This is a genomic window from Micromonospora sp. NPDC051300 (genome assembly GCF_044455315.1).
Lineage (GTDB): Bacteria > Actinomycetota > Actinomycetes > Mycobacteriales > Micromonosporaceae > Micromonospora > Micromonospora robiginosa.
The window spans coordinates 62425-71615 of sequence record NZ_JBITEP010000030.1; the positions used below are offsets into that span (position 1 = coordinate 62425).

Annotated in this window: 13 protein-coding genes; 10 read left to right on the top strand and 3 right to left on the bottom strand. The window is 73.4% G+C overall.

The window, feature by feature from the left end; all coding sequences use genetic code 11:
• Positions 1-412: 412 nt before the first annotated feature.
• Together ACIA5A_RS25910 and ACIA5A_RS25915 are read left to right on the top strand one after the other, a co-directional pair.
• Entirely contained in the window at positions 413-1186 is a 774-nt protein-coding gene (locus tag ACIA5A_RS25910) for a prepilin peptidase (protein ID WP_396767040.1), read from the top strand.
• A 74-nt stretch (positions 1187-1260) separates the two neighbouring features.
• The gene (locus ACIA5A_RS25915) at positions 1261-2034 is read left to right on the top strand and encodes an SAM-dependent methyltransferase (RefSeq protein WP_396767041.1); all 774 of its coding nucleotides are present in this window, start codon (positions 1261-1263) and stop codon (positions 2032-2034) included.
• 10 nt (positions 2035-2044) lie between these two features.
• Here ACIA5A_RS25915 and ACIA5A_RS25920 read toward each other — a convergent pair whose 3' ends face one another.
• A complete protein-coding gene (locus tag ACIA5A_RS25920; RefSeq protein WP_396767042.1) occupies positions 2045-2326 on the bottom strand; it encodes a hypothetical protein in 282 nt (93 codons plus the stop codon).
• Positions 2323-3222, bottom strand: coding sequence for an RNA polymerase sigma-70 factor (locus tag ACIA5A_RS25925; RefSeq protein WP_396767043.1), 900 nt, complete (start codon positions 3220-3222; stop codon positions 2323-2325). The genes ACIA5A_RS25920 and ACIA5A_RS25925 overlap by 4 nt, the downstream gene beginning before the upstream one ends.
• Before the next feature lie 167 nt (positions 3223-3389).
• Between ACIA5A_RS25925 and ACIA5A_RS25930 the strand changes: the two genes are divergently transcribed.
• The gene (locus ACIA5A_RS25930) at positions 3390-3875 is read left to right on the top strand and encodes a carboxymuconolactone decarboxylase family protein (RefSeq protein ID WP_396767044.1); all 486 of its coding nucleotides are present in this window, start codon (positions 3390-3392) and stop codon (positions 3873-3875) included.
• 53 nt (positions 3876-3928) lie between these two features.
• On the opposite strand, the gene ACIA5A_RS25935 is transcribed toward ACIA5A_RS25930, so the two are convergent.
• Positions 3929-5020 (bottom strand): epoxide hydrolase family protein, encoded by a 1092-nt coding sequence (locus ACIA5A_RS25935; protein ID WP_396767045.1) that lies wholly within the window; start codon positions 5018-5020, stop codon positions 3929-3931.
• A 91-nt stretch (positions 5021-5111) separates the two neighbouring features.
• Between ACIA5A_RS25935 and ACIA5A_RS25940 the strand changes: the two genes are divergently transcribed.
• From ACIA5A_RS25940 to ACIA5A_RS25970, 7 genes are all read left to right on the top strand, one after another.
• Complete coding sequence (locus ACIA5A_RS25940) at positions 5112-5573, top strand: MarR family winged helix-turn-helix transcriptional regulator (protein ID WP_396767046.1); 462 nt, start codon at positions 5112-5114, stop codon at positions 5571-5573.
• A gap of 94 nt (positions 5574-5667) precedes the next feature.
• Complete coding sequence (locus tag ACIA5A_RS25945; protein ID WP_396767047.1) at positions 5668-6105, top strand: YbaB/EbfC family nucleoid-associated protein; 438 nt, start codon at positions 5668-5670, stop codon at positions 6103-6105.
• Positions 6106-6110: 5 nt separating this feature from the next.
• Entirely contained in the window at positions 6111-6440 is a 330-nt protein-coding gene (locus tag ACIA5A_RS25950) for a type VII secretion target (protein ID WP_396767048.1), read from the top strand.
• A complete protein-coding gene (locus ACIA5A_RS25955) occupies positions 6437-7138 on the top strand; it encodes a WXG100 family type VII secretion target (RefSeq protein ID WP_396767049.1) in 702 nt (233 codons plus the stop codon). The genes ACIA5A_RS25950 and ACIA5A_RS25955 overlap by 4 nt, the downstream gene beginning before the upstream one ends.
• Before the next feature lie 6 nt (positions 7139-7144).
• Positions 7145-7837, top strand: a complete 693-nt coding sequence (locus tag ACIA5A_RS25960) for a hypothetical protein (RefSeq protein WP_396767050.1) — start codon at positions 7145-7147, stop codon at positions 7835-7837.
• A complete protein-coding gene (locus ACIA5A_RS25965; protein WP_396767051.1) occupies positions 7834-8523 on the top strand; it encodes a pentapeptide repeat-containing protein in 690 nt (229 codons plus the stop codon). The genes ACIA5A_RS25960 and ACIA5A_RS25965 overlap by 4 nt, the downstream gene beginning before the upstream one ends.
• Before the next feature lie 246 nt (positions 8524-8769).
• A partial coding sequence (locus ACIA5A_RS25970; protein WP_396767052.1) for an endo-1,4-beta-xylanase occupies positions 8770-9191 on the top strand: 422 nt, incomplete at its 3' end.

Below are 9191 nucleotides of genomic sequence, written 5' to 3' on the forward strand. Positions count from 1 at the left end.
ATTGATCGGGGGTTGCGTCGTACCCAAGGGGCGAGCATAGGCTGACGTCCGCCGATGCAACAGAGGCAATTCACGTGAACACGGTGAGTGAAGACAGGTGGTGGGGGCAGGTGAACCTGCGGACGGTGCCGAACGGGTCGAACGCGGCCGACGCGGTGGCAGGCGTGCGCCCACCCGCACCGGTCCGCCCGTCGTCGGCGACCCGCCCGCAGGCCGCCGGTATGGGCGGGGACCGCCCCGGTCGTCCGATCCGTCCCGCCGCGCGGTCACACCCCGGCCGGCGCGCCCGCACCGACCGTTCCGACGGCCCGCCGGACGCCTCTTTCCGCGCCATCCGTCACACGACGATCGGTGATCTGTCACTCTGCGTGCTCCGATGTGGAGCCGGGGACGGCCGGACGGGGGAGCCCGCGTGACCACCGAACGGGCCCCCGACCTCGCCCCGTCGACTGTCGCCCGTCGTCCGGTCGTCCGGCTGCTGGCCACCCTCGCGGTCGGGCCGCCGGTCCGGCTGGCGGTGGCCCGCTACGCCGTACCGCCGGACCGCCCGGACCGGACCGGCTGCGACGCCTGCGGCGCCCCGATCGGGCTGGACCGACCGCTGCCGGCGCTCGGCCCGGCGGCCCGCTGCCCGGGTTGCCGCGCCCGCGTCGGCGCGCCGCCCGTGGTGGCGGAGGTGGCGTTGCTTGTCGCGGCGGCCGTACTGACCCTGTCCGGCGGGCCGCTCGGCGCGCGCCTGGCGCTGGCCTGGTGGCTCGCCTGGGCGGTGCCGATGGCCCTGGTGGACGCCGCCTCGCACCGGCTGCCCGACCGGCTGACCTGGCCGGCCGCCGCCGGCACCTGGGCGCTGCTCGGCCTGGCCGCGCTGACCGGTCCGGGCCCGGCACCCGCGCTGCGGGCGGTCGCCGCCGGGCTCGCCCTCGCCGCCGGCTTCGCGACCACCACGCTGCTGCTCGGCCGGCGCGGCTTCGGCCTCGGCGACGCCAAACTCGCCCTGGGCGCCGGCGCGCTGCTCGGCTGGTACGGCTGGCCGGTGCTGGTGGCCGGGCTGGTGCTCGCGGTCACCCTCGCCGCGCTGGCCGGCCTGGCGCTGCTCGCCCTCCGGCGGCTGCGCTGGTCCAGCCACCTGCCGTTCGGCCCGTTCCTCATCCTCGGCACCGCCGCCACCCTCGTGCTCACCACCTGACCGCGCGCTCACTAGGAAGGCGGGGCCCCACGGCGGGTCAGTGGGCCGTCGCCCAGGGTGCTAGACATCAGGGCGTGACGGACGCTGAGACGCGACCCAACGTCGCCCGGATGTACGACTACTACCTGGGCGGCTGCCACAACTTCGCCGCCGACCGGGCCGCCGCCGAGGAGATCCTGAAGATCTTCCCGGACACCGGGGTGGCCGCCCAGACCAACCGCGCCTTTTTGCGCCGCGCCGTGCGCTGGGCGGCCGAGCAGGGCGTCCGCCAGTTCCTCGACGTCGGCGCCGGGCTGCCCACCCAGGGCAACGTGCACGAGGTGGTCCGCGAGGTGGACCCCGACGCCCGGGTGGTCTACGTCGACCACGACGAGGTGGCCGTCGCGTACGCCCGGCGGTTGCTGCCCGCCGACGGCCGCACCGTGGTCGTCCAGGGTGACCTGCGACGCCCCGACGGGTGGCTGGCCGACCCGGCGCTGCGGTCCACGATCGACCTGGCCGAGCCGGTGGCGCTGCTGCTGGTCGCGGTGCTGCACTTCGTGCCCGACGCGGACGATCCGTGGGCGGCGGTGGCCCGGCTGCGCGACGCCACCGCCCCGGGCAGCCTGCTCGCGATCTCCCACCTGACCCTGGACGGCGCGCCGCCGCTGCCGGCGCGGGCCGGCACCGACGTCTACCGGCGCAGCAGCGCGCCGCTGGTGCCCCGCACCCACGCCGACGTGGCCCGCTTCCTGGACGGCTACGACCCGGTCGAGCCGGGCCTGGTGCGGCTGGCCGACTGGCGGCCCGACGGCGAGCCACGGGCGGCGGTGTCGCACGGCTACGGCGGGGTGGGTGTGCGCCGCTGAGCGCCCGCGCTCACTCCAGGCCGCGGTGGGCGGCCCACAGCGCGCCGGCCCGGTCGGCCGCCGCCGCCACCAGCGCGGCCAGCTCCGGCCGGTCGGGCACCCGGAACGACACGTACGCGCCGCGACCACCCGCCGTGGGCCGGCCGTACGCCTTCGCGGCGAGCGAGCCGTCCGGCAGCAACCGGATGTTGAGCGTGGTCAGCGTGAACTCCTCGCCGCGCCGGGTGTCGGTCCAGCGCAACGCCTCCGGCACGGTCACGTTGACGGCGAGGGCGGTGACGTCGGGGCTCATCTCGGCATCGTCGCACGCCGGCTCAGCGTCGTCTCCCGGTCCATCCGGGACAGCTTCTCCGGGTTGCGCACCGCGTAGAGGCCGCTGATCCGGCCGCCGTCGAGCCGGACCGCCACCACCGTGTCCAACTCGCCGTCGAGCCGCACGACAAGCGCCGGGTAGCCGTTGACCTGCGCCGGCTCCATCGACGCCGACCCGGCGACCCGGCCCCACCCGCCGGCCAGCAGGCGGGCCACCTTGTCCGCGCCGGCGACCGGGCGCGGGATCGCCTGCTTGATCCCGCCGCCGTCGCCGACCAGCACCACGTCCTCGGCGAGCACGGCGAGCAGCGCGCGGAGGTCCCCGGTCTCCACCGCCCGCCGGAACGCGCCGAGCGCGTCGCGGGTCTCGGCCGCCGAGACGGTACGGCGGGGCCGGCGCGCCGCCACGTGGGCGCGGGCCCGGTGCGCGATCTGGCGTACCGCGGCCGGGCTCTTGTCGACCGTCTCGGCGATCTCGTCGTAGTCGACGTCGAACACCTCGCGCAGCACGAACACCGCGCGCTCGGTCGGCGCGAGCGTCTCCAGCACCAGCAGCATGGCCATCGAGACGCTGTCGGCGAGCGCCACGTCGTCGGCCACGTCGGGCGCGGTGAGCAGCGGCTCGGGCAGCCACGAGCCGACATAGGACTCCTTGCGGCGGCCGAGGGCGCGCAGCCGGGACAGCGCCTGCCGGGTGGCGATCCGCACCAGGTAGGCGCGCCGGTCGCGGACCTCGTCGAGGTCGACGCCGGCCCACCGCAGCCAGGTCTCCTGGAGCACGTCCTCGGCGTCGGCGGCGGAGCCGAGCAGCTCGTACGCGACAGTGAAGAGCAGGTTCCGGTGGGCGACGAACTCCTCGGTGGCCCGGTCCGCCATGGCGTGCTCCCTGTCCGATCGGCTGCGTTCCCCACCAGACGCCGGCGAGCGGCGCGGTGTGACACCTCGCCGCTGTGGCGGTCGTCACCGGGCCACCGTGTCACGCCGGCCGGGCCGCCGGCATCTCCTGTTCGTCCGAACGCCACGTGACCGGAGAGGGCGCAATCATGGAGACCCGACTCAACCTGTTCGAGAACGAGATCTCGGCCAGGTTCTTCAAGCGGTTCGCCAACGCGGGCCTGGTGATCCAGCAGTCGTCACTGCCGCACACCGTGCAGGAGCTGGTGTCGCTGCGGGCCAGCCAGATCAACGGCTGCGGCTGGTGCATCGACATGCACACCAAGGAGGCGACGGCCGCCGGCGAGACCGCGGTGCGGCTGCACCTGGTCGCCGCCTGGCGCGAGGCGAGCGTCTTCACCGAGGCGGAGCGCGCCGCGCTGGCGTTCGCCGAGGAGGGCACCAGGCTCGCCGACGCCCACCAGGGGGTGTCCGACGAGACGTGGGCCCTGGTGCGCGAGCACTACGACGACGATCAGGTCGCGGCGCTGGTCTGCCTGGTCGGTCTGGTCAACGCGGCGAACCGGGTCGCGGTGATCGTGCACCAGCAGGGCGGCTCGTACCAGGCGGGCATGTTCGCCGCGGCCCTGGGCTGACCCGACGGGAGCGGTCCGGCCGGGGAGCGTGACCCGGGCCGGGCCGCCACCGGTCACCGCAGGTCCTGGAAGAACGCGCGGACGTCGGCGGCGAACAGGTCGGGCACCTCCAGCGCGGCGAAGTGGCCGCCCCGGTCGAACTCGCTCCAGTGTCGGATCCGGTACGTCCGTTCCGCGAGCGCACGGATCGGCCGGGTGATGTCGTGGGCGAAGACGGCGACGCCTACCGGCGGCGGGCAGGGCGGCGGTGGCCCGCCGGCCGCGTTCTCCTTGATGAACCGCGCCGACGACGCGGTGGTGCGGGTGAGCCAGTAGAGCGAGACGTCGGTGAGGACGCGGTCGACGGCGATGTCGGACGCCGGGTCGGCCCACTCGGCGAACTTCTCGGCGATCCAGGCGAGCTGGCCGGCGGGCGAGTCGTTCAGCGCGTACGAGACGGTCTGCGGGCGGGCGGCGTAGAGGATCTGGTGCGGGTGGCGCTGCGCCATGAGATGCCTGATCCGAGCCAACCGGGCCCGGTCCGGCTCGGCCAGGTCGGCCTCGCCGGTCCAGCCGGGCGGCGGGGGCGTGGGCAGGTAGTTGAGGTGTACGCCGACGACGTGTTCCGGGTCGGTCCCGCCCAGCCGGGTGGAGATCACCGAGCCCCAGTCGCCGCCCTGCGCGCCGTAGCGGCGGTAGCCGAGCCGGCGCATCAGTTCGGCCCAGGCGCGCGCGACCCGGTCGACGGTCCAGCCGCGTTCCCGGGTCGGGCCGGAGAGGCCGAACCCGGGTATCGACGGGACGACCAGGTGGAACCGCTCGGACAGTGGTCCGAGCACGTCGAGGAACTCGACGACCGAGCCGGGCCAGCCGTGGGTGAGGATCAGCGGCAGCGCGTCCGGGTCGGCGGAGCGGACGTGCAGGAAGTGGATGTTCTGTCCGTCGATCTCGGTGGTGAACTGCGGATATCTGTTGACTTCCGCCTCGTGCGCGCGCCAGTCGTAGCCGGTGCGCCAGTGCTCGGCCAGCTCGCGTACCCGCTCCAGCGGGATGCCGTGGTCCCATCCGGCGTCGGGCAGCTCGTCGGGCCAGCGGGTACGGGCCAGTCGGTCGGCCAGGTCGTCGAGGTCGGCCTGGGGGATGGCCACCCGGAACGGCTTGATCATGACAGTGCCTTTCGTTGGCTGCCCTAACGTTTGCCGCACCAACGTAGCGCTGATTCGTTGGTCGTACCAATGGATTTGTTAGGGTGGTCACGTGGACACTCCGGATCAGGGCGCCGTGCCCGCCCGCCTGGCCGCCCTGCCGAGCTGGCTGATCACCCAGACCGCCGTCCGGGCCGGTCGGCTGGTGAGCGACGGACTCGCCGCGATCGACGCCCGCGGGTACCACTTCCGGCTACTGGCGACGCTCGACGAGTTCGGGCCCGCCAGCCAGGCGGCGCTCGCGAGGCGCAGTGGCATCCACACCAGCGACGTGGTCGCGGCGCTCAACGAACTCGTCGACCGCGACCTCGTCGAGCGCAGCCCGGACCCGGCCGACCGCCGACGCAACGTCGTCACCGTCACACCGGCCGGGCGGCGGCAGCTCCGACGGTTGGAGAAGCAACTCGCCGCCGTGCAGGACGAACTGCTCGCGCCGCTGTCGCCCGACGAACGCGAGCAGCTCGCCGGCCTGCTGAGCCGGGTGCTCACCCACCACACGCGACGGTCCGGCTGACTGTCGGGCACCGAACGGTCCGTAGTCACCCGCGTGGATGCGGTGTTAGCCTCCTCCCGCCAGGCGTGATCATGGGAAAGGCATCGGGGGACACATGGGGGCCGGCTTCGCGAGTCCGGGTGGCCTGCTGGATCCGGACGGCGCCGTCGAGCGACTGGCGGCCTGGAAGGGCCGCATCGACCAGCTCGCGGCCGACACCAGGGCGATGAGCGACCGGCTCCAGGAACTGCGGGTCACGGCCGCGGACGGCAACGGCGTGTGCGAGGTGACCGTCGACTCCGTCGGGGCGCTGTGCGACCTGCGGCTGGGCGCGCGCAGCCAGCGGCTCGCCCCCGACGTGGTGGCCCGGACCGTCATGGACACGATCCGCGAGGCGAAGCGGCAACTGGCCGACCGCTCCCAGGAGATCATCGCCGACACGGTCGGCACCGACTCGGCCGCCGGCCGGGCGATCGCCGAGCGGGTCGGGCAGCGGTTGCGCGACCCGGACCCCGCCGAGGCCGGCGCCGACGACCGACCCGGTCGGTGGTGACCGGGATGGCCGACGGTTTCGCGGTCGACGCCGACCAGATCCGCGCGCACTCCCGCAACGTCGACGCCGTGCGGGCCCGCTTCGACGCGGTGAAGACCGCCAGCGCGCACATCGCGCGGGACGACTCCGCCTACGGGCTGCTGTGCAGTTGGCTGCCCGCGATCCTGGAGGGCCGGCACAGGCGACAGGACGAGCTGATCGCGTACGTGGAGGAGAACCTGTCGTTGGTCGTCGCCGGCCTACGGACCACCGCCGACAACTACGACGGCGCCGACGCGGACGCGGACGCCGCGGTCCGCAAGGCGGGTGGCGGGCTGACGGGAGCCACCCCGTGACCGACACGTCGCTGATCGCCGGCGTCGTCTCCACCCGCAAGCCGTGGACCGGGGCGGCCCTGGCCGACAGTTGCCAGGGGCTTGTCGACGCCATCCACAGCCAGGGCTGGGTCGACGACCTGATCGCCGGCGCGGCGTTCGGCGTCGAGGTCGCGGCGACCGTGATGGACCCGCTGAGCGCGTTGCTGGCCAACGGGCTGGGCTGGGCGATGGAATACTTCGAGCCGCTGCGGCAGGTCCTCGACGAGCTGACCGGCATGCCTGACGTCGTCGCGTCGCACGCCGCCACCTGGGACAACATGGCCGTCGCGCTGCAGGGCATGGCGACCGACCTGAAGTCCTTCGTGGCCGGTGACACGCCGCACTGGCAGGGGCGGGCCGCCGACGCCTACCACAACCTCATGGAACACAACGTCGAGGCGATCAACGGGCTCGGCGGGGTGTCCGCCGCGATGGCCGCCGCCACCCAGGCCGCCGGCAACCTGGTGATGTTCACCCGCGACATCGTCCGGGACCTCATCGCCGACCTGGTGGCGCGCGTGATCGTGTGGGCCGTCGAGGCCATCTTCGTGGTCACCATCCCGGTGATCGCGTCGCAGATCGCCGCCGCGGTCGTCAAGTGGGCCGGCCGCATCCTGACCTACGTCATGGCGCTGATCAGCAGCCTGACCAACCTCTCCGCACTCCTGGACGGCTAGCCGAGCATGGCGAGACCCAAGACCCCCCACGGAGACGGCCCGGACGCGCCCCACCCGCACGGCGACGGCGACGGCGACGGCGCCTCGCCCGGACGGCGTCGCGGCACCGAGGTCCCGGAGAACGTCGGCCGGGCGCAGGACACCATCGCCGCCGAGGCACGCCAGGGCCGCCCCGGTGGCGACCAGGGTGGTTCCCCGGGCCGGCCCGGCGGCGACGGCGGATACCAGGCGCCCCGGCCCGGCACCCCCGAGTACGACGCCCGGGTGCAGGAACTCGCCGCCGACCCCGCCCACAACGGGAAGGTGAGCGCCAAGTCGCGCCGGGAGGCGGAGGTCGGGCTGGAAGCCGAGGCCCAGGGCAAGATCCCGGGCCCGATCCAGCGGGCCGAGCTGGACAACTCGGATCCCGCGTTCCAGCGGGACCAGGGCGAGTTCGTCGACGCCAACGGCGACTACTGGGACGTCAAGAGCCCGGTCGACACGTTCCCGGCGGGCCGGCAGGCGGGCCAGCCGATGCCCGAGGGCACCAGGGGACGCTACGACGGCCCCGAGACGGAGCAGAAGCTGTCCGACGAGGTGGCCGGTGGTCAGCGTGTCATCATCGACAGCAAGAACCTGTCCCCGGGCTCCCTGGCCGACCTGAAGAGACGGGTAGCCGGTAATCCGGACCTGGACGGCAAGGTGGTGTTCCTCGAATGAGCAGCAGGTACAAGCAGAGCAGCGCCGACGTGACCCGGTGGCCGGACAGCTCCGAGGCCCGCGAGGCGCTCCAGGAGTGGTTCGCCGCGCTCGCCGCGGATCCCACGGCCTACCTGTCCGGCGACTTTCTGGACTTCCGCGGCGCCGACCTGAGCACCATCGACCTGACCGACGCCTACCTGGTCGGCGCCGGCCTGACCGGCGTACGGCTGGAGGACGCCAACCTCGGCGGCGCCAACCTCGGCAACGCGGAGTTGGCCGACGCCGACCTGAGCTTCGCCGATCTGACCAAGGCGGATCTGGTCGGCTGCGCCGCGCCGAACGTCCGCCTCCGAGCGGCGCGACTGTTCGCGGCGGTGCTCGACGACGCCGTGCTGACCGGCGCGGATCTCAGCCACGCGATCCTCAACTCGGCAAAGCTCTACCGGACCGACCTGCGCGGGGCCGACCTGACGTTCGCCAGCCTGCGGTGGGCCACGCTCGGCGGGGCCAGCATGCCCACGGTGCTGACCGGCGCGGCGATGGCCGGGTGCGAGTTCGAGGGCGCGAAGGGGGCCGTGGTCGGCCCGGTCCTGGTGGACGAGGACCGTGGCCGGACGCTCGACGGCGCCGACCTGGAGGGATGGTTCGGGCAGCGGGGCGCGGAGCACATCCAGGTGCTCCCCGCCGCCGGCACCGTGCGCTGAAAATTTCCGACGACCTATCGGAACACCTCCGGTCCGATCGGACCGCACCTCGCAGCAGCCTGCGAGGTCATCGACATTGACCGATGATGGCCCATCGAAGTATCTTGCCCTGGAGTTACCGGTACGTTTCCGAAAGTTTCAGGGCCGGTGACCCGGAACGCGTACTGCCCGGTGGCGCCCCGCGCCAGGTGCGCGAACCGTGTCGACAACCCTGCGCATCACCCGTCCGATATGCAGAGGAGTGTCATGGAACGTCCACTGAGGCGGCATCGCTACCGCGTCCTGGCGGCTGCTGCCGCGGGATCGCTGGCGCTGGCCGCCACCGCGCTGCTCGTACCCGGCTCGGCCCAGGCCGCCACCACCCTGGGCGCGGCGGCGGCGCAGTCCGGTCGGTACTTCGGCACCGCGATCGCGGCGAGCCGGCTGAACGACTCGACGTACAGCACCATCGCGGCGCGTGAGTTCAACATGATCACGGCCGAGAACGAGATGAAGCCGGACGCGACGGAGCCGAACCAGAACCAGTTCAACTTCTCCTCCGGCGACCAGATCTACAACTGGGCCACCCAGCGGGGCCTGAAGGTGCGGGGTCACACGCTGGCCTGGCACGCGCAGCAGCCGGGCTGGATGCAGAACATGAGCGGCAACACGCTGCGCAACGCGATGAT